This window comes from Rubinisphaera italica, from assembly GCF_007859715.1.
GTDB classification, from domain to species: Bacteria; Planctomycetota; Planctomycetia; order Planctomycetales; family Planctomycetaceae; genus Rubinisphaera; species Rubinisphaera italica.
Map to the genome: position 1 here is coordinate 5,489,820 of NZ_SJPG01000001.1, position 20,956 is coordinate 5,510,775.

The 20,956-nt window shown below is 49.4% G+C and carries 15 protein-coding genes; 7 read left to right on the forward strand and 8 right to left on the reverse strand.

The features are described 5' to 3' along the window. Nucleotides 1-102: 102 nt before the first annotated feature. Nucleotides 103-1,635, reverse strand: a complete 1,533-nt coding sequence (locus Pan54_RS20930; RefSeq protein WP_146505338.1) for a B12-binding domain-containing radical SAM protein — start codon at nt 1,633-1,635, stop codon at nt 103-105. Nucleotides 1,636-1,888: 253 nt separating this feature from the next. Between Pan54_RS20930 and Pan54_RS20935 the strand changes: the two genes are divergently transcribed. Further along, the gene (locus tag Pan54_RS20935) at nt 1,889-2,227 is read left to right on the forward strand and encodes a barstar family protein (protein WP_146505340.1); all 339 of its coding nucleotides are present in this window, start codon (nt 1,889-1,891) and stop codon (nt 2,225-2,227) included. Nucleotides 2,228-2,480: 253 nt separating this feature from the next. On the opposite strand, the gene Pan54_RS20940 is transcribed toward Pan54_RS20935, so the two are convergent. Further along, nucleotides 2,481-3,044: a hypothetical protein gene (locus tag Pan54_RS20940; RefSeq protein WP_146505342.1), complete on the reverse strand. Its 564-nt coding sequence runs from the start codon at nt 3,042-3,044 to the stop codon at nt 2,481-2,483. 268 nt (nt 3,045-3,312) lie between these two features. Beyond that, nucleotides 3,313-4,230, reverse strand: a complete 918-nt coding sequence (locus Pan54_RS20945; RefSeq protein WP_146505343.1) for an A24 family peptidase — start codon at nt 4,228-4,230, stop codon at nt 3,313-3,315. A gap of 374 nt (nt 4,231-4,604) precedes the next feature. Here Pan54_RS20945 and Pan54_RS20950 point away from each other — a divergent pair, with 374 nt between their 5' ends. Next, a complete protein-coding gene (locus Pan54_RS20950; RefSeq protein WP_146505344.1) occupies nt 4,605-4,799 on the forward strand; it encodes a small basic protein in 195 nt (64 codons plus the stop codon). Nucleotides 4,800-5,118: 319 nt separating this feature from the next. On the opposite strand, the gene Pan54_RS20955 is transcribed toward Pan54_RS20950, so the two are convergent. Next, nucleotides 5,119-8,187, reverse strand: a complete 3,069-nt coding sequence (locus Pan54_RS20955; protein ID WP_146505346.1) for a tetratricopeptide repeat protein — start codon at nt 8,185-8,187, stop codon at nt 5,119-5,121. A gap of 259 nt (nt 8,188-8,446) precedes the next feature. Between Pan54_RS20955 and Pan54_RS20960 the strand changes: the two genes are divergently transcribed. The 4 genes from Pan54_RS20960 (at nt 8,447) to Pan54_RS20975 (ending at nt 12,687) form a co-directional block, all read left to right on the forward strand. Continuing rightward, the gene (locus Pan54_RS20960; RefSeq protein WP_146505348.1) at nt 8,447-9,856 is read left to right on the forward strand and encodes a sigma-54-dependent transcriptional regulator; all 1,410 of its coding nucleotides are present in this window, start codon (nt 8,447-8,449) and stop codon (nt 9,854-9,856) included. A 51-nt stretch (nt 9,857-9,907) separates the two neighbouring features. After that, nucleotides 9,908-10,414: a hypothetical protein gene (locus Pan54_RS20965; protein ID WP_146505349.1), complete on the forward strand. Its 507-nt coding sequence runs from the start codon at nt 9,908-9,910 to the stop codon at nt 10,412-10,414. Between the two features lie 207 nt (nt 10,415-10,621). Further along, nucleotides 10,622-11,713 (forward strand): UDP-3-O-(3-hydroxymyristoyl)glucosamine N-acyltransferase, encoded by a 1,092-nt coding sequence (gene lpxD / locus Pan54_RS20970; RefSeq protein ID WP_165441894.1) that lies wholly within the window; start codon nt 10,622-10,624, stop codon nt 11,711-11,713. 59 nt (nt 11,714-11,772) lie between these two features. Continuing rightward, entirely contained in the window at nt 11,773-12,687 is a 915-nt protein-coding gene (locus Pan54_RS20975) for an LpxI family protein (RefSeq protein WP_146505353.1), read from the forward strand. 495 nt (nt 12,688-13,182) lie between these two features. Here the strand turns inward: Pan54_RS20975 and Pan54_RS20980 are convergent, their stop codons facing one another. Next, complete coding sequence (locus Pan54_RS20980) at nt 13,183-13,734, reverse strand: PDZ domain-containing protein (protein WP_146505354.1); 552 nt, start codon at nt 13,732-13,734, stop codon at nt 13,183-13,185. A gap of 364 nt (nt 13,735-14,098) precedes the next feature. On the opposite strand from Pan54_RS20980, the gene Pan54_RS20985 reads away from it, so the two are divergent. Next, nucleotides 14,099-16,633, forward strand: a complete 2,535-nt coding sequence (locus tag Pan54_RS20985; protein ID WP_165441895.1) for a DUF1559 domain-containing protein — start codon at nt 14,099-14,101, stop codon at nt 16,631-16,633. A gap of 100 nt (nt 16,634-16,733) precedes the next feature. Here Pan54_RS20985 and Pan54_RS20990 read toward each other — a convergent pair whose 3' ends face one another. The 3 genes from Pan54_RS20990 to panC all read right to left on the reverse strand — a co-directional run bounded on the left by Pan54_RS20990 (nt 16,734) and on the right by panC (nt 20,603). Next, nucleotides 16,734-18,170 (reverse strand): FAD-dependent oxidoreductase, encoded by a 1,437-nt coding sequence (locus tag Pan54_RS20990; RefSeq protein ID WP_146505357.1) that lies wholly within the window; start codon nt 18,168-18,170, stop codon nt 16,734-16,736. 193 nt (nt 18,171-18,363) lie between these two features. Continuing rightward, entirely contained in the window at nt 18,364-19,476 is a 1,113-nt protein-coding gene (locus Pan54_RS20995) for a prolipoprotein diacylglyceryl transferase (RefSeq protein WP_146505359.1), read from the reverse strand. 275 nt (nt 19,477-19,751) lie between these two features. Further along, nucleotides 19,752-20,603, reverse strand: coding sequence for a pantoate--beta-alanine ligase (gene panC / locus Pan54_RS21000; RefSeq protein WP_146505361.1), 852 nt, complete (start codon nt 20,601-20,603; stop codon nt 19,752-19,754). Nucleotides 20,604-20,956: the final 353 nt, after the last annotated feature.

Sequence of the window (20,956 nt, forward strand, 5' to 3'; positions counted from 1 at the left end):
AAATTCATTATCTCCACTCGTGTTTCAGATCGTTTCTTCCAATTGAGGCGAGCCGAGTCAGTTATGGCTTGGGTCGCCTTTGGGGGTTACTTACGCGACAACTCACTCCTGCACGGCTACATGCCGGGCCTGACGTGTGGGGGTTTTTGATTGTTTTTTCTTCTTCTGTGGAGGCAACGGCAAGTCAAATTTTCTCAGAAACTGTGGGCGGTCTTCGCGGCCGCCGCGGGTGTAGTCTTGCCAGATGCGTTCGGCGATCGATTGGGGATCCAACTGCTGGACCTGGGTTAAAAAGTTGAACAGCAATTCGGCCAGGCGCGGGAGTGGAATTGCGTGGGTACGTTCGATTTGTTGATACAGCCAATCGGTCAACCGCAGGAATTCTGTGAAGGGGGAATCGGTCTGTTCCCAGATAGCAGCGCAGGTTTCTGTGAAGTTGCCGCTGTTGGCGATCAGGTCCCAGTAGCGGGCGAAGCGTCGCATGCGTTGCATGGTGGCAAAATCGAGCAGGCGATTGCTCAGGATTTCATACGGCGGATGCGGGCTGTATCGCATTTCCCATTCGGTGTCGTGCCGGGTGATCGGTGTTCCCCGGAGTCGCTTTAAGATCCCGACCTGAATTTCCTGCGGGTTCAGGCCGACGAGCCGATCGAAACCTGCTCCAAAACTATCGAGCGTCTCGCCTGGCAGGCCGACGATTAAATCGGCGTGAATGTGCACTCCTGTCTGTTGTCGGAGAAAGCGGAAGTTGTCTTCCAGCTTGTCTACATTCTGCTTGCGGCTGATCAACTTGCCCACTTCAGGATTAAACGTCTGGACGCCAATTTCAAATTGCAAAACGCCCGGCGGGAACTGCATGATCATCTCGCGTAAACTTTCCGGCAGCCGATCCGGGATCATTTCAAAATGCAGAAACAAGCCGGGTTCATAGCGATCGAGAAAGAACTGCAGGATCGATTGTCCGAACCGCATGTTGAGATTGAACGTCCGATCGACAAACTTGAACTGACGAGCCCCGCGATCAAACAGATTTTGCATCTGTGCCAGAAACTGATCGATATCGAATTGCCGCACTGGGATTTCCAGGGACGACAAACAGAACTCGCAGGTAAACGGACAACCGCGGGAGGCTTCGACATAGAGGACGCGATGTTCAATATCTTCGGTCGTATAAAGTTCATACGGCAGCTGCACTTCGGCGAGCGGAGGAATGCCAGCCGGGATCACTTTTTCCAGCGGTTTTCGGCCAGCCAGCAAGTCCCGACACAATTCCCGGAACGCAATATCCCCTTCCCCGGTGATTAAATAATCGGCCTGGGCAACGATCGGCAGGTCGTCCCATTCATAACTGACTTCCGGGCCACCGAGCACGATGATCAATTCGGGAGCGACCTGTTTCAAATCGGCCACCAGTTTTGTGGCCTGCTCGATATTCCAGATGTAAACACCAATGCCCACAATCACAGGCTGTTCACTGAGAATCGCTTCGAGCACTTCGTTGGTGGCATCTTTGATCCCGAATTCCAACAGAGTCGCCCGCGCCTGCAACTCCTGCAAATTCGCCAGCAGATACCGCAGCCCGAATGCACTATGCCAATAACGGGCATTCTGGGTTGTTAATACGATTTCTGCCATTCAAACGTTTCTCCAGAAGCCGGGTGCCTTGCCCAATCTATTATGGACATGCAATTAAATTTCAAATCAGTTGGTATCGACAATGACTGAGCCGGGCAGTTATCGCAACTCTGGACATGGAAAAGTCGATTACTCACAATCATATGGAGACGAAGCCTCATCGTAAAACCTGTATGCTATGCGATCCGTCTGGAAATTATCTTTCCTGGCAGGTGGCCCAGCTTCATAACTTATCCGTAATATCTGGAAAATCATGAAACGGAATTTGGTAGTCATAGACGGTAGAAGATTGGAAGATTGGGACTCATTCCATGGGGTGTTTGCCAATGCTTTCGGTTTCCCGGATTTCTATGGCTGTAACATGAATGCATGGATTGATTGCATGTCGTCGCTTTCTGATCCAGAAGAGGGGATGAGCACGATTCATTGCGAAAAGGGTCAAGTGGTTACGATTCAGGTTGAGCATGCCTCCGAACTTAAAGCCAATCACCCTGTACAGTACGAGGCATTGATCGAAGGTGCTGCTTTTGTTAATTGGCGTCTAATCGAACAAGGCGAACCACCGGTACTTGCTTTGTCCTTCAATACCTGATTGCGTTGAGGCAGGTAGAAAAAGAACCAAGCAGGGTGGCCCGACCGACATTGTCGGTTGAGTGCTGAAGGCACAAGATGCTCCACCATTCGCTCTCAAAATATAAAAACTGTATCTTCCCCTTCCGCAGGTGGATGAAGTCAATGAGACGTTCAGGTTAACAGTGAGTTGTCCAGGAAGGATCTTACGGCCGCGCCGCCCCGCAAGAATCTTTCGAGACCCTACTACACTCTCCTGCCTTAACAGGAACACTCTAGCCTTCGAAACTTGCAATTACATTTACTTTACCACACTGAATGCATTTTCCACGGGCTTCAAAGAGATCAAAAAAATTTTCTGGAGGCAATTCTGGTGCTTCAACAAAAAGATCGAAAGCGCCATCAGAATAGATGAAGGAAGTCATCACTTCAAAAGAAGTAGCTTCGCACATGTGACAATGAAATGGGGAGGTCTCACCAGTGCCTCGATAGGTCGCAGAACCAATGCCGCCCTCTATTTGTGCAACTTCACTATTAAATCCATGCTCATCTATAATTAAGGAAACCAAGCCGCATTTTCCACATTCAAAATGCAGTGGTCGTACGAATTGCAGTGGGCCATTATAAGACTTATTGAAGTCTTTGAGGGAATAGCCGAGTACCTGACCAATATTATTGTCACATTTACAGGCGATGCCCCAGGTCGTGACAAGATCGATATCGGATCTTCCAGTCGGATCATCAACTCGTGTAATACGGAAAGGGTTTAGGCATTTAGGCGAATTGTTGATAATTCGTTCTCGTGCCTGTTCTTCCAAATCATCCCAATCGTTGTTCATATGGTATTCCTCGACATTCTTGGTTTATAGAATTACAGGGTGAGAAGCTGTTTGATTATCTTGAATCGCGTAAATATTTTAGAGACCCCTTTATTCAGATGCCTGGGTGACTTGCCCCCACTTGAGAGGAGATGCTTTGTAATTTCAAAATAAGTCGAATTCCTGAATGACTTAGCCACGCAGTTAAATCAACACTTGTCATTCTATTGTTGGTCATTAATAACAATCTTATGACAAGTTTGCTTCACAAAAGTCATGAATTTCCATTCTACATTGCCCCCCAATCAATCATCGGCCACCATCTCCAGGTGCAGAGGATCAGGAGCCAGGCGAGGAAGAGTTGCAGGGCGGCTCCGGAAGTAGTTTTGTTATTGTTGGGGAGCAATCGTTTTGTGTTCCATTGGACAAGCATCGAGACGCTCATGATCATGGTGGACCAGCAGAGGACGACGGGGCCGAGGAAGACTCCGAGTAAGATCATTGACTGGGTGCAATTTGTGAATTGGTGAGGGACTTTGAGCCAGCGGAAGATCAGAGAGAAGAGGCTGGCGAAGGTCAGGCCGAGAAAGCTGAGGAGGCCGGCTTGAGAGAGTGAGCCATGAGATTGCTGGAGCGGTTCCTGAGTGGCGGCGAGGAAATCGAGTTGGCCGACGGAGGGTTCGATCAGCATCCAGAAGCCGTGCAGCATGAGGCCGAAGAGTGTCCAGGTCCAGGGAGATTTTTGATGGTCTTCGTCGATCAGAGCAAGCGAGAGCAGGAAGTAGCCGAGGGTGATTTGGTGGAGATAGACGTAGAGCAGCGGGCATCCCGGAAATTCGGAAAGCCAGTTGCCGCGATGATCGGTGAGATTGCTGGCTGGCAATGTTAAGCCATGAGCGACGACGATCAGCAGAAAAAGGACAGCAAAGAGGAGTGCGACACCGGTTTCAACGAGCGGATAGCGTGGGGAAATGGGCAAATGACAATTCCGGCATTTTCCCCGCAGTCGCAACCAGCCGAAGATGGGGATGTTGTCGGTGCTTTTGATGTCCTGTTTGCACTTAGGACAATGACTGCGAGCGAGCAGAATCGGCATGTGACGCGGCAGGCGCCAGACGACTACATTTAGAAAACTGCCAAAACAGGCTCCGTATCCGAATGCGAAGATCGTGAAGACAATGGTGGCGAGAATGGTTAAGAAGTCCATCTTTTTAAACCGTTCTCATTTCTGTGTTTAAGGCAGATGTTGTATTCTCTGGATATGACTCGAAGAGGAGGCATGGCCCGGGGTTGACTCATAAAACCTGACTGATTTGAAAGTCGAATTGTGTTTACCCTGCAGAATAACGTGGATGATGGTGAATGTCATTCACGGGAGTTTCTCGAGTTTCAATTTTCATAGAGACGTCGAGAACAGAACAGAAGGCTGATAAGAGGTTGTTTTTGGATAAGAATTGCGGAATTCCTCAGCGAAGGTGGCTTGCGTTGAGAGAAAAGTCCGATTAGGATACTCGGCTCTGATTTTTCGAATTGTGAATTGAATGCGATGATTGCATCGCTCATTGATGAAGGTGTAGACAAATGTCTCTCGATCCCAGCCTCAAAGCCAGCAGCAAAATGCGTCGGACGCGAAATGTTCTCAAACGTGGGGAACGTATTGCATTCCTGAAAGCCGAAGATCGCTGGATTGAAGGTCAAAGCCCAGTGGGCTTGCCTAAAGTCCGAGTGATCAGGACTGTCATCGGCAAAAAGAAGAAGAAGACCAAGGACGAATAACGATCCTCGCATGAGGTATCGCCAGATTTTGAAAAGGCCGGTCTTTGATCGGCCTTTTGCCATGCGCTCATAACGATAAGCACGAAGTGCAAGCGAGTGTGTCCTTCATTTCAATCTCGACTTGCACTGGCGAAGCCAGTGGCACACAACTCGAAGCTTTGAGCGGAACAGTCCACCAGGGACATATGCAACTCATCATGAATGCCACATTGGCCCTTCGCTGACGCATCGGGTTACGATTATTGATGCAAACAGCTGATGTGTTTCGTGCTTATATGCTGTATCTTGCTAAATCCGGCATGTGATTATTGTATATGTTTTATATTGCCGGTGGAGCGGGGGTGTCGCTGGCAGGAGGTTGACGTTTCTGGCCTCGTTTCGGACTTGGTTTTTCTTCAGAGGGTCTGCCCAGTAGTTTGCCGGCTCCTCCAAACAGTCCCCCGCTTTTTACAGATGATTTTGAAGGAGTCGATTTGCTGGATTTTCCATCTTTGGTTGTTGTGGCAATCACAATTGGTTCTTCGTTTTCAAATTGCTTGAGTCGATCCTCAGCAGACTGCAGGAACTCTTTGGAGTAGCCTCCCTGAGATTCGGCCAGATCGATGGCCTGCTGTTGCGTTTTAATGGCTTCGTCAAAATCCTCAGCCGCTGCCAGAGCCATTGCCAGGGTTTCCAGATAACCGACATTTGTATTTTCAGTGAGCTTGCAGGCCTGACGAGCATCCGCAACTGCCAACTTCGGATTGTGAACTTCGGGGGCAGTGACTCCCGCCAATAGCCGGGCGCGGTCGTTAAAGGCACTGGCCATGCTCTCATCAATTTTGACCGCATGCCCAAAATCTTCAACGGCGTCTACGTAATGTTCCATCATTTCATAACAGCGACCTCTTCCCAGATAGACGTATTCGTAATCGGGATCGACTTCTAATGTTCGTTCGTAGTCGACCAGTGCGTTGTCGAACTCGCCGAGATCACGGTAGGAATTCGCACGAAATAAACGGGCATTGACGTGATCGGGATTCAACTCGAGAACTTTATCGAAATCGGCAATACATTTGCGATCTTCCCGCATCATCGATAAACAGAACCCTCTGCGGTAGAGAGCAAATTCATAGTCCGGAGTGATTTCGATTGCTTTTGTGAACTGCTGCACCGCTCGTTCGAATTGATCCACCGCTTCATACAATTCTCCCAGTCCGACCCAGGAGAGGTCGTGAGTATTATCCTGAGCGAGAACGGTTTGATAGCCGGCTTCCGCTTCGGCGCGGCGTCCCAGATTGCGATAACACTCCGCCCGACCATAGAGCAGGCCTGGATTCAACGGAGCCGAGATTAATGCCTTTGAATAAGCGTTGACTGCCTCTTCATATTCGCCATCAAAGCGCAGTGCGTCAGCCAGATTTCCCTGTGCAGAGCCATAGTTGGGGTCTCGCTTTAAGGCTTCCTGGAAATCGGAAATCGCGGCCTGATAATCTCCAACATCAATAAATAACAGCCCCCGCTGATTGTATGGAAGTGCGAGCTGATCATTCATGGAAATGGCTTTGGTATAATCTTCATAAGCAGATTCGTTCTGGCCTGTTTTACGGTAGGAGTCTCCCCGATTGGTTAAAATAATGGGTGACTCGGGATTCAGTTCGATCGCCGTATCGTAGCTTTCAAGAGCCTTGTCAAATTCTCCCTGATTTTCGTAACAGATTCCTCGGGAGTTGTAGGCGTTCGCATGATTGGCATCTAATTTGATGGCCTTTTCATACTGACCGATTGCCTGATCGAACTCTCTGGCAAACCGGAGCACTTCTCCATGCTGATAGTGCAATTCCGCCAATTGCGTTTGATCCTGAGAATTAAATTGTTCAATCGCAGTCAACAGATGATTTTCAGCCTTCTCGAAGTCGCCGTTGGCACGATGCATCAAGGCCGAGTTTGTGTGATAAGTCGGATCTCCCGGTCGCAACTCGGCTGCTTTTTCATAGTCGGCCAGAGCCAGGTCGCGTCGGCCTAAGGTTTCCTGAATCAATCCCCGATTATTCCAGGCGACCGAATCGGACGGATTGAGTTCGATTACTTTGGTGTACGCATTGAGTGATTTCTCAGGAACCTGTTCCAGTCGATACAAATCCGCAAGAAACCGCCAGGCAAGGCTGTCATCGGGGTCGACCTCGACCGCTTTGAGCAAATCCACTTCAGCAGCTTCAGCTCCTTTTTGACCGTAATTCATCCGGGCACGTTCCCGGAAAGGGCCAGAAGTCGATTGATCGAGTTCGATACTGCGATCCAAGTCATCCAGAGCCTGCTCCTTTTTCCCCAGATCCTCGGCGACCAGGCCACGCAGGAAGAGGGCTACAGCGATTGTCGAATCGGCATCGGCATTTTCGACGACTGAATCGAAATCGGCATAAGCCTCTTCATATTTTCCCTGAGTTCGATAGAGCCGACCCCGGGCTTTGAGTGCATCGAAATCTTCCGCATCGGCTTCGATGACCGTCGAGTAATCGTTGATGGATTTGTCGAGCTGGCCCAACTCGGCGTAACAGTCTGCCCGGAAGTAATAAGAGTTGAGTGAGTCTTCATCCCGATCAATCGCCTCATCGTAACTGGCAATCGCTTTCTCATACTCCCTGAGCGACATGTAGGCATTCCCTCGATAATGCCAGGGAGCAAAGCGTTTCGTCCCCAATTCGATCGCCAGGTCGGCACTTTTGATCGCAGCTTCATCTTCACCAATCATCCATTGAGCATACGATCGCTCAATAAGCAGGTCGGCATCGTCTTCGACCACGAATGGCGCATCTTCAAGAATTTCTAAAATCTGTTCAAAGTCACTGTCGTCTTCATAGCAGCGAATCAATAGCAGGACCGTCTGTATGTTTTCCGGATCGAGTTCATAAGCCCGTTGCAAATCTCCCAAAGCTTCTTCGATTTGCAGCAACTCCAAATTGAGAAGACCCCGGGTGACCAGCATCTTGATTTGATTCGGTTGTCGGTCCAGGACCTGTGCAGCCACCTTTTCTGCTTCGTCGTATTCAGCACGAGCCAAATGGACAAGGACACGATCCGCCAGAATTTCGGGATCATTGCGACGGCGACGACTTCTAGAGGCGAGTATCGAGAGGGCTTTATCGAGTTCAATCACTTCCTCTGCAGGAATCCAGCCAGCGGGGTCGGTCGTGTGGTAGCGATCTTTTTCCTTGCGATCATAATAGAGGACATCGCCCCGATAGTAGCGATACAATTCTTCGCCATCATCGTCGGTAACATTGGAAAAAGTATCGAGAATCAGGACTTGATCTTCTAACTCCCCGGCTTCCTCTGCCGGTTGTGCCAGGCAAGGTTGAACGAACCAGGAGAGTATCAAACAGAAGACGCCAGCAGATACGGTTCTCATCGATTCGACCCTTTATGCACATGATGAATGTTGGCTATAATTAGAGAGGTTGAGTATTGAAGGGAATAGCCTGCTCTCCATCATGGCTGATCAGGAGATACTTTTCAAATGATTTATGTCGACTTTTTCAATCGTAAGCCTGTCAGAGTTTTTGGATTGGACTTGTGATTAATTCAAAGTGCTCGATTGTCGTGCACCACAACGATCTCGTTCCAGAGAACGAGCAAAGTACAAGTAACATTGTTACGAGAGCCCTCCGATGAGCAATATTCTGATCGTTGATGATGAACCCTCCATTTGCTGGGCTCTTGAACAAGCTCTGAGTGAAGATGGCCATATCATCACAACAACTGCAACTGCGGAAGACGCCCTTGAAATCACAAGTCGGCAATTTCCGGATGTGGTGGTGATGGATATTCGTCTTCCCGGCATCGATGGGCTGACTGCTCTCGAACAACTGCAAACCCGCATCGGCTCCACACCGATCATCATGATCACTGCTTTCGGGAATCTCGAAACGGCGGTCAAGGCGATCAATCGAGGAGCCTTTGAATACCTGACCAAGCCATTCAATCTTGAAGATGCGATTCAGGTCATCCGCAAAGCTCTTGAAGAAAAGCAGCGGGGAGCGATCTCTACCGAGGTTGACTCAACTTCCGGTGATGAAGGTCAATTGTTGTTGGGGAAATCTCCAGCAATGCAGGCCGTCTTTCGTAAAATTGCCGTAGTCGCTGAGCGTGACGTCCCTGTGCTGATCACCGGGGAAAGCGGGACTGGAAAAGAACTGGTGGCAGCCGCCATTCATCGATACAGCAAACGCTCAGCCGGTCCATTTATTCCCGTTTGTGTGCCGGCCATGAATGAATCGGTCATTGAAAGCGAACTGTTTGGTCATGCCAAAGGTTCATTCACCGGGGCGGTTACCGAACGGCACGGATTGCTCGAAGCCGCCAATCAGGGGACGGCATTCTTTGATGAAATTGGCGATATCGAAATGACGACGCAAATCAAACTGCTGCGTGTCCTGGAAACAAAGTTGATTTCTCTGGTCGGCGGAAACGATCAGCAGTCTTCTGACTTTCGCCTCGTAGCCGCGACGAACCGCAATCTGGAAACGATGGTCGCTGAAGGAATGTTTCGGGAAGACCTGTTTTATCGTTTGAATGTCTTCCGCATTGAAATCCCTCCTCTGCGGGAACGAACAGAAGACATCCCGTTGCTGGCCGAACATTTCATGAGAACCCTTGATCCTGCTGGAGAGGTCAAACTTTCTTCTGCGGCACTCAAGGAATTAAACTCACGTCCCTGGAACGGCAACGTCCGCGAACTTCGCAATGTGATCGAGCATGCCGTCATTGTCACGCGATCTGGCGAAATCTCGGCGGAATCTTTTCCGCCACCCATGACAAGAACCAGCGATGGGTTCGGCTCTACTTCTCAATTGAACACCGCCATTAAACACTGGTGGAATGAGCAAGTTCAATCCGAGGCGAAATCGGCCAGCATGGAAGGTCTTTACGAAAAATTTTTATCAGAAGTCGAGCCCACTTTGTTGAGGGAAGCTCTTGCACTCTCGAAAGGCAACCGCACCGAAGCCGCTCAGATTCTGGGAATTCATCGACAGACCCTCAGGGAGAAGCTCAAGCATGCGGATTTGGGTGAGGATTAGACGACCATCTGTTTGACTTTTTCCCCAGGCACAGAATTTTCAGGAGGATAAATGATTAATCACAAATCCACACTAATTTATTCGACGAATCTTAATATCCTGATGATTTTTACTGCTCTGTTCGTTCTGGTTTCGCAATCGATGGCTGACGATCTTCAGGAACAAAATTTATTGAAATTTCCTAAACGGATTAATTACCCTGACCAGGTAACTCTTTATCACGAAGTGGAAATAAGGAAAGAAAAAGGCGGGGAGCTGCAGAGAATGGTTTTCTGTCCAATAGCAAGTTATTCAAAAGGCTTTATTTATGGATGGGAGCGTTGCAGTCAAAGCGTTATCGATCAAGGTTATCAAGTCCTTAAAGAAGATCGAGATGCAATTATCTCAAAAATGATGATTCAAACATTAGACGGAGACTACGCTCAGGGACTTACTCGGGGATATTTGGACTGCCACAAACGTTTGAAGTTCCTTTTTGAAAAGGGAGTTCCTGAAGAGCTTGTTATGAAATATGCAAAAATGAATATCCTACCTCAAGATAAAATTACTTCTCCGTAGTGTTGGCTTGTTCCCATCGTCCCCTTGGGAGCGATTGTCATTCTTACAAAATCCTGACTGTCCAAGCATCATTTGGGCCATTTGGGATTTTGTCTTGCAATTTTTACTGATTTCCTGCTATACAAATCCAATAGGGCCTTGGACAAGGTCTGGAGAGTCTCTCACAAGCGGTTCTGAATATCCGCGTAATGCTCAAGGATGAGCCTGATGAGTTTAACAGCCGCGAAAATCGCAGAATTCGTCTCCGGAATCCTGCATGGAAATCCGGATGCGACCGCAGACGATGTTTCTGCAATTTCCAGCTCAAAATCAGGCACTTTGTCGTTTCTGGGCGATGCCCGGGAGCTTCATAAGCTCACTAATACATCAGCCAGCATTGTGCTGATCCCTGAAGAATGCGACCCCGGTAAACTGCAATTTTCCGGTGAAGCTCTCATTGTGACTGCCGATCCGTTCACTCAGTTTATTTCGCTGATTCCGCATTTCCGAAACACGACAACTCAACCGGCTCCCCAAATTCATCCAAGTGCGATTATCGATCCCACTGCAAGCATCAGTCATGATGCCTATATTGGTCCTCACGTATCCATTGCTGCCGGCTGCCGAATTGGAGCCCGTTGTCAAATCCATGCCAACGTCGTTATCGGTGAGAATTCTACCTTGGGAGAAGATGTCAAGCTTTATCCCAATTCTGTGCTCTACGGAAATTGCGAACTGCAGGATCGCGTCATCATTCATGCAGGAGCGGTTATTGGAGCCGATGGATTCGGTTATCAATTCCGAGAAGGTGCATTTCATAAAATTGAGCATTACGGATCGGTCATTCTGGAACAGGATGTCGAAATTGGATCCTGCACAACAGTAGACCGAGGGATGTTTGAGCCGACGGTTGTTGGGCGTGGTTCTAAAATCGATAACCATGTGATGATCGCCCATAACTGCCGAATTGGTCAGCACAATGTCATCGTGTCTCAAGTTGGTATGGCCGGTTCCGTGACGACTGGGAACTACTGCCGCTTTGGTGGTCAGGTAGGAATCGCCGATCATGTGACGATCGGAGAAGGCGCCAGCATCATGGCTCAGGCGGGCGTTTTTCGAGATGTCGAACTTGGTCAAACCATGTTGGGAGCCCCTGCTCTGCCTAAAGAACAACAGGCCAAAATTATGATGGCCCAGACGAAACTTCCAGAGATGCGTCAGACGTTGCGAAAACTGCAGAAAGAAATGGACGCCGTCCAGAAAAAACTCGATCAGCAGACAGATTCACCAGAGTCGATCAAACTACGCCCGGCTGCTTAAGTCGCATCATTCGTCATTCTGTATACAACACACAACACAAATTCCAGCCAGTCAAAATCATGGCCGATATCATTCCCTTAAGACATTTTGAAGCAGGTCAGCAGACCCCGCCACCCGGCACAAAAGTCGGGTTGCTGTCTGGTGCTGGGCGATTTCCAATCGTCTTTGCGCAGGCCGCTCAAAAGCAGGGTTATGAACTGCATGGACTCGGTGTTGCCGGCATGGTGCCCGATGAACTGGTTGATTATTGCCATAATTATTCGACGGTTCCCCTGGCACGCATTGGTCAGGCGATTCGCTGGTTCAAACGGAACCAGGTCGATCATGTGGTGATGGCCGGTAAAATTGAAAAGACAGTGCTCTTTCAGTCGAATCGACTTTGGCGACTGATGCCGGATTTGCGAACGATGCATATGTGGCTGCGTTATGCCAGCGATAATAAAAAGGATGATACGATTCTGCTGGCGGTGATTCGCGAGTTTGAACGGGATCGTATTCATTTTGCCTCTGCTCTCGATTTTTGTCCGGAGTTACTCGTGCAACATGGATTTCTGACTCGCCGTAAACCGACCACGTCTCAGTGGAAAGACATTTGCTTTGGCTGGGAAATGGCCAAAGAAATGGGTCGGCTTGATATTGGCCAAACCGTCATCGTGAACGACACAGCCGTCATCGCTGTCGAGGCGATTGAAGGGACTGACAAAGCGATCCTGCGAGCAGGAGAGCTTTGTAAACGAGGTGGATTCACCGTCGTGAAAGTCTCCAAACCCCAACAGGATTATCGCTTCGATGTCCCCACCATCGGTGTTCAAACCCTCCGCTCCATGCAGGAAGCCGGTGGCCGCGTGCTCGCAGTCGAAGCCGGACAAACGATTATTATCGATGAACCTGAGGTTCTCGAGCTGGCTGATAAACTGGGAATCGCGATTGTCTCCCTGAACGCCGAAGAGGCTCAACTTCGCGTGGCCTGTTGAGCGAAAGCCGAAGTCGGAAAGCGGAACGCCGTCGCTCCAATCTTAACCCGAAGCGTCAGCGAGGGGACGGAGTTCTAATTGCAATTCAGGTATTCATGGTTCAAGAGTGTCTTCAATCGCATTTTGAAAAACGTATTGTGAGAAGCATTTGGCATCAATCAGCAAGTCTTGCCTGCCCCTCGCTTACGCGTCGGGTTAAGATGACAATAAAACGGGCGAGTCTTTTTCAGACTCGCCCGTTTTCGTTTTCGTTTGACGCTCTGCAGGAGCAACTGGAATCGTTTTTTTACCCAAATCGTTCAAGCGACTGCCCCCGGTGGAGCAGTTGTAGGGTGCGTCCTGACGCACCATGCTGCCGAGATGACTTCGCTATTGACTCTCAAATCCAAAATGAAACCTCCGCGATTCACTTATCGCTTTCGAATTGAATTCTACCCTGATTCCGGTGCGTCAGGACACACCCTACTATTCCGCCCCCGGTGGAGCAGAATGCTCCTAGTAAGCCAGGCCAGGTGCCAACTGTGCGTGGAACTCCAGGATGGTGTGTTGTCCGCAGGGAATCACTTTGAGGCAGGCGACTTTGCCTGAGCACTTGAGTGCGTGAGTCCAGTCGTCTTCGCAGATGATGCGGATATCGTCGAACATTTTGATGACATCGCCAGGTGCCAGACCCAAACGGCAAGCTTCGCTGTTCGGCTGAATTTCTTTGATCAGCATCCCTTCAGGACACATCACACCGAAGAAGCCGAGGGAAGGGAGTGGAGCCGGGCAGACAGGTTTTTCAACAATCACTTCATGAATGACTGGCTTTTCAATCACAACTTCGTGAACGATTGGCTTGGCGTATACGGGTTTCACATAGTGATCGTTGTGGTAAGTCTTTTTATAGCCGTAATTTCCGCCGCCGTAGTGACCACCATAATTTCCACCGTAGTTGCCGCCGTAACCTTTTTTGTAGCCTCCCTTTGAGCAACCACCCGCTTGAGCAGCAGTGGTGAAGGTTGTCAGAGCAGCCAGAGCGATCAGTGTGAGAGTGAAGCGTGACATGGTTTTGTTCCTTAGAGTGATGTTGTTTTTGTTTTGTTGAGGCCGCGTTGTGCTGCCTCTCACTCTTAAAACGGAAAGTCGGCACGGGAGGGGACAGGGGGATGGAAAGCCGAGGGCAGAAAGCGGAAAGCCGCAGGTCAGGCTGTGCCTGACCTACAGTTTCGAAGTGGGTGGCACGCTCTGAGCATCGCTCAAATGATTAGCGGATTCGGAAATTTTATTCATTTTGTGATTGGAAACTCGCCAAGCGAATGCGTGGATGTTAAGCTACATTCGTCCAGTTTCGGGCAATCTGCGTTCGCCAGAGTTAATCGAAATAAAAATTACCGCTCGTCAATCAGCTAATAAATCGGGAGTCTTCCGAATGAAAACGAAGCAAAATCGCTGGGTCTTTCGTACTGTTACTATCGGGCTGATCGCCATCGTCTTTGCGGTGAGCTGGAATGTGGCCAGTGGGCTTGTCTGGCAGGATGCAACTGCCGAGCAGATGATGCCTCAAGGTACGTTTCTGTATGCAGAATTCGAGGGCACTACCGAGAATGCCGAGGCATACAAAGAAACCGCAGAGTATGCAGCTTTTGTCGACTCCGGCCTGGCTGACTTATTTCAGAAGGTCGTCGATTTCGCGATTGCTCGAGATAACACTGGCAAAGCAGAAGGCATCAAGGCGGCTCTAGATGATTTGATTAATCATGGCTTTATCCTCTCTGCTTCTCTGGCAGAAGAGCAGGATCAATTGATCCCCTCGGTACGATTTATCTTCAATGAGGGTGGTGCCTGGACGTCGGATGCTGTGAATTTGCTACAGGAAATGCTGGCCGAGAAAGATATCGATGTCGAAATGCAGACAGTGGGCCGTCGTCAGATTGCCAGCTTCATCATCCCCGACTCTCCCGGCATCGAAGTTGGAATGTGGAAAGAAGGCGAGAGCATGGTTGTGGTGGTCGGCCCCGATGTGGTGAACTCGACCATGGCCTGCATTTCTGGAGACGCCCCCAACATCAGCCAGAATGAACGACTGCAAGCTGTTCTGAAAGCAGAAACAGATTTCGAACAGACAGGATTATCCTGGCTCGATTGGCAGGCCCTGCAAAACAAGTATGGCGGTATCACGCTGCCGATTCCACAACAGTTGACGATTGCCGAAGTCTTGGAAATTGCCGGATTGGATAAGCTCGATTCAGTCATCAACCGGGGGGGATATCGTGGGGAATCTCAATGGACAGAAACCTCGATTGTCGGTCTAGGCCAGCAGGATGGGCCAATGCTCACCCTGAAAGATTTGCCGCCGTTACCATCGAAGCCAAACTGGTTCAATGTCTTTCAATGCGATCCTGCTGCCCTGCACGATCAGCTGGTTAGTCTGGCGAAAAACAATTCTGGCCTGATGGGACCGGATGGTGAAGAGCAGGTCAATCAAATTATTGAATCTCTTCCACAGATGCTGGGCTTCGATCCCAAAGCCGACCTGCTCGATCATCTTGGAAACGTTGCCTGTATCTATGACGATGCCAATGGAGGTGTCTTCGGCACAGGGATTACGTTTTGTGTCAAACTCAAAAATCCTGAGGGAATCGAATCCTTTATCGATGCTCAAATGGCTCGACTCGAAAAGGCCGAAGAGAATGGAGAGTATCTCGAACTTCCTGTTTATCCTTATCGAATCGAGCAGGATGGAAAAGATTTGATTGTCTTTGATATTACCGGAGACGGAGATCAAACCTTTCAATATGGAGCCCTAAGAGTTGTGGATGACTGGCTGGTTGTCGGATTGATGCCGCAATCGATTAAGTCATTTCAATTACGAGTGGATGGCAAGCTTCCTGCCTGGGAACCAGATGCCGAATATCAGGCAGCTTTGGCAGAATTGCCCAAAGAATTTACTTCGCTGACAGCTGTCAACACCCGGGACACCTATCAGATGATGCTCAACTGGGGAATGGTGTTTCTACCAATTCTGCAACAGTCAGTCATGGATAATGTTCTCGAAATCGATGAAGAAATGCCTTTCTATGTCGAGGATTTCCCTCCTGCAGAAGCCATCACTGCTCCCATGTTCCCGAATCTGGCTGTTTCAGTCGCTGATGAAAACGGCATCAAATTTTACTCCCGCAGTTCGACGGTTGGGATTCCAATGATGGGTGGAAACAGCGGAATGAGCTCCGTTGGTGTGGCTGGGGTTGGTGTGGCCTTGTTATTGCCTGCTGTACAACAGGCTCGCGCTGCTGCTCGAGGAGCTCAATCCAAAAACAACATGAGGCAAATCGGCCTGGCGATGCACAACTATGCCGATACCTATGGCCATTTCCCAAGTGGAACGATGGAAAATGCCGAGCTCAAGCCGGATGAACGTCTCAGCTGGGCCGCTTCGATTCTTCCATTTATTGAAGAAGGTTTTGTGTACGAGCAGTTACAGAAGGATCAGGCCTGGAATGCAGGTGAGAATGAAGTGACAGCCACATTCATGATCAGTACTTATATGGATCCTGCGCAGAACCAGAACTTCGAAGAGTTTGCCCCGATCCACTATGCAGGAATTGCCGGCACAGGTAAGAATGCCGCCACACTAAAAATTGGACAACCAGGCTGCGGAATCTTTGGCTATGATCGTGAAACCCGTTTCCGCGATATTACCGATGGCACCAGCAATACAATGATGGTCACCCAGGTCAATGACGACATCGGCCCATGGGCTCAAGGCGGCAAAAGCACAATCCGCAGTCTGACCAAACAGCCTTATATCAATGGCCCAGATGGAATTGGTGGTCCATTTCAGAATGATGTCGTTTTTGTCCTGATGGCTGACGGAGCAGTTCGAGCCGTCTCCGCAAATGTCGATCCGAAGACTTTTGAAAATCTGGCTGAGATGGCCGATGGAAATGTGGTTGGTGAGTTTTAGGAACTGACAGGGTGGCGGGGGCGCTCTCGAAGAGAAGCCCCCGGACGTATTACATCGGGGGCTTCTCTTCGAGAGCGCCCCCGCCACCCTTGTTTCTTTATTATCGACTTGCTGCCAGCAATGCATTGTTATCCGCCTGATTTCTCACCGTTTCCAACTGAGTCGCCACGGCAATCCACGGGAGTTGATGAGGCAGCATCTGTTTCTGGGCAGAGAGTGCAGCAGCCACGCCTGCGGCTTCTCCCATGGCGACCGCATTGCCAGTCACGCGATAACTGGCATGAGCGAAGAAGTCGCCACTGATACAGCGGCCGGCCATCAATAAGCCATCGACCTCAGCGGCTATCAACGCTCGTAATGGAATGTCGAATGGCTTGGCTTTGACTCCCTTAGAGCCATAAGCGGCTTTGCGATTCTGTTCCTGAGTCGCCGCATGCACATCGACAGAGAAATGCGATCGGCAAATTGCATCGTCATGTCGGATACCTGCAATGACATCATTCACTGAGACTTCATATCGCCCTTGAATCCGTCGGCCATCCCGCACGCCAATCTGCTCGGCTGTCGCAACGAGCCGAATATTTTCCCACATTCCGCCCGTCTTTTTGAGGGCTTGGGTGATGTGGTACAGTTCTCGCCGTGCATTCACAGTAGCCCGGGTGACCTGAGCCGCATCGAATGGCTCGACGCCATATTCGTGATTGATCATAACCGCTGCCACGCCATGCCCGAAGTTCCAGAGAGTCGGCTTGGCATAACTTGGTTCGACACCCGCCCGTAGCATTTCTTCGCGGAGTCGATCCTTATTGGCACTGGTTTGAGCGGTATCATATTCGGCCAGCGCGGCTGTATCGGCAGCGATAATTCCCATAAGTGACATCGGCTGGCAGGGGCAGGTTTTATCTTCACCAAATTGCCACTGGCAACCAGCCAAAGCACCGACATCGCCATCGCCTGTAGTATCGATAAACACTGGAGCCGCCCAGGCTTCACGGCCTGATTTGGATTCGGTCACAATCGCCCGGACACGATTACTGCTGTCTTTCTCGACAGCGACGACCCGTGAGTGATACACGTAATCGATCTTCAATTCATCGAACAATGTTTCGAGCAGATACTTCATCCCTTCGACATCGTACACGTAATGCGAATCGTCGGATTTACGGTAGTCGGTCATTTTCGCGCCGAGAGCATCCAGTTTTGCGGTGATCTCCGCATTCAAACCGGGCTTAGCCGCATCGATTACAAAGCTGAGCATTCCGCTTGTCCAGACGCCTCCCAGGCAGCCATGGCATTCGAAGAGGCGAACTTTGGCTCCACTTCGAGCGGCTGAAATCGCGGCTGCTATCCCGGCTGGACCTCCACCGCAAACAATCACATCGCAGTCACTGACCAGAGGAATCGCTCGGGCGGCTTCGCGAAGTTCAGTGTCTTTGTTCTGGTCGGCTGCCCAGGCAGAATTCATCTTCCAGGGAGCCAGTGCCAATGTCGCAGCTGAAGTTCCCAGTAATGCCCGGCGTGTCATCGGTCCAACCATCGAATTTGCTCCCACAGATTGATATTCACTAACAATTAAGATCAGAAACTCACTATATGTTTCTGTGCTAAGGGAAGCAATCCGTATTATTGAGATGACGGATTCTGATAATACAAGCACGAAGCGCAAGCGAGTGTGTCGACATCAATTACACACTCGCTTGCGCTTCGTGCTTGTATTGTCTCAGAATTGCCTAACCGGCTTTCGATCGTTTGGGGATCACCTGAGGAGAGCTGTCCGGCTCGATTTCCTCCCCATAGAATTCCAGCCAGACTAAATAAGCCAAAGCGACAATCACGATCAAAATACTCACGTTTTGAGAGGGAGTCAGTCCGGTATCGAGCACTGTAAATTCATCACCTCGAACGAATTCGATGAGGAAGCGATTGATCGGATAAAAGATGGCTCCGACTGCGAGCACTTCACCAATCCGGCGGCGATATCGAAAGACAACGGCTGTTACAAACGCGAGTAGAAATCCGCCAATCGAGCTATAGATTTGCGACGGATGCAACGGAAAACTGCCGAGGGATTCAGGACTGAGAAATCCGAGATTGACCAATGCCATGTGTGGCACAGAGCCGGGCGGAAAAGTGATCGCCCAGGGCAAGTCGCAGCGATCCCCATAACAACACCCATTGAGCAGGCAGCCAATGCGGCCAAAGCCAAGTCCTAAGAAGATGGATGGAATAACCACATCCGCCAGATTAATCGGACGGATTTTTCTCAATGAGCAGAATGCAAAATAGGAGAGAGTGGCCAGAATCATGCCGCCGTAAAATACGAGGCCACCATCAGTCAGGTTGACACATCGAAAGAGAAAGTCTGGAATTCCACTCACATTCTCAAAGACCTGATCTCGTTTTTGAACGAGATAAAAGATACGCGAGCCCGCGACTCCAGAAACGAGAATGCACATCGCAACATCCCAGATCAGTTCGCGCGAATAACCAACCTTGACGGCTCGCGTTCCTGCCCAGGCGGCCCCTGCGACAAATGCGATCAGCAGCATCATGCCGTAACCAAACACGGGAAAGATGCGGAACGGTACAAATAGAATCGCCAAAGTGCCAACGACGACCAATTGAATGGCGAGCATCATTAATGTGGACTTGAGCGTAACGGGCTTTGCCTGCTCACCCTCAGGTTGTTTGATTCCGAATTTCCAGAACCATAACGCATAGCAGCAAAAGACAAACAGCAGGAGAATGCCTGCACCAATCTGCAGCAGAGGATGCGCTTGGGTTCCATTCGGCAGAATGGAAAACGGATGATTGAGTGTCACATAAAACAATATCTGCCGCATTAGATAATCTCTCTATGCAAACGGATTCTGTATCCGTTAATGATATAATTATTGAACCGCCAAGACGCCAAGGAGAAATAAGAAATTTCCTGTTTTATTACCACGAAGGCACGAAGGCACGAAGAGATTAGTGAATGATGAAAATCAATCACAAAACAACCTGATGGATTTGAGCTGATTTTGTTACAGATCTCTTCGTTTCTTTGTGGTTTCAAAATTATTTATAGAAAACCTTCTTGTCCATCTTGGCGTCTTGGCGGTTTTATTATTTTTATTTATGATTTGAGTGACAATTCCATATTGTCAATCAGTCGTGTTGTTCCCACACGAGCCGCGATTAATGCAACCATCGTGTTTTGCTTCTCAAGAACTTCCTCCAGAGTGGTTGGGTCGACAATGGTCGCGTAATCGAGTTCCAGTCCGCCGGTTTCATTTAGTTCCTGTCTCAATGTTTTACGCAATTGCTCCAGAGACCATTCCGCATCGGCATATCGCTCTCTTGCTCTCAGAAGTGCCTGGGAGATATGAACCGCAATTTCCCGTTCCTGATCGGAAAGGTAGACATTTCTGCTCGATAACGCGAGCCCGGATTCTTCGCGGATCGTCGGACAGGTGACAATTTTCACAGGAATATCGAGATCTCTACACATCGCTCGAATAATGCTCTGCTGCTGATAATCCTTGGCTCCGAAAAAAGCCAGATCGGGCTGAACAACATTAAACAGCTTCGTCACAACAGTCGCCACGCCATCAAAATGATCTGGACGGCTTGCCCCTTCCCAGCAGTCTGCCAATGAGCCAACGGTCACTGAAATCTGTGAATCTTTTGCGTACATCTCTTCAGCAGAGGGATGAAAAACCAGCGAAGCCCCGGCTTCTGTGCACAATTTCAGATCCCGTTCCAACGGGCGGGGGTATTTGCTCAAATCTTCATGAGGAGCAAATTGTGTTGGATTCACAAAAATCGTCACCACCACGAAATCAGATTGCTCGACAGCCACTTCGATCAAACTCAAATGCCCTTCGTGCAGAGCTCCCATAGTCGGGACGCACCCAATCGACTTTCCTGATCGTCGTACTTCATGGAGAATTTGGCGAACTTCAGAAATTGTGGTGACGTTTTGCATAAGGACTTTAAGCTTCGTGAAAAATCAACGGAGTTGGAAACGTGCTGTATGTATTTCAGTAACCAGTCGTTAGTGCACTTCTCAACTCGATGTGATTTATTTGGAACCGCAGATGAACGCAGATGTCAAATATGTGCGTTCATCTGCGGTTCATTAATTTTATTTAATTCTGGAGTTTTGCAAAACTTCAGTTTGAATCCAAACTTCGAAAATGACTCGACCGATTTTGAGAAAGATTACAACCACAGAGGCACAGAGAACACAGAGACATTTTCGGAAAGTTCTGTCATGCTCAAACAATCGAACTCTTCATAAGCCTTGGATTTGAAGCCTTCTCCGTGTCCTCTGTGTCT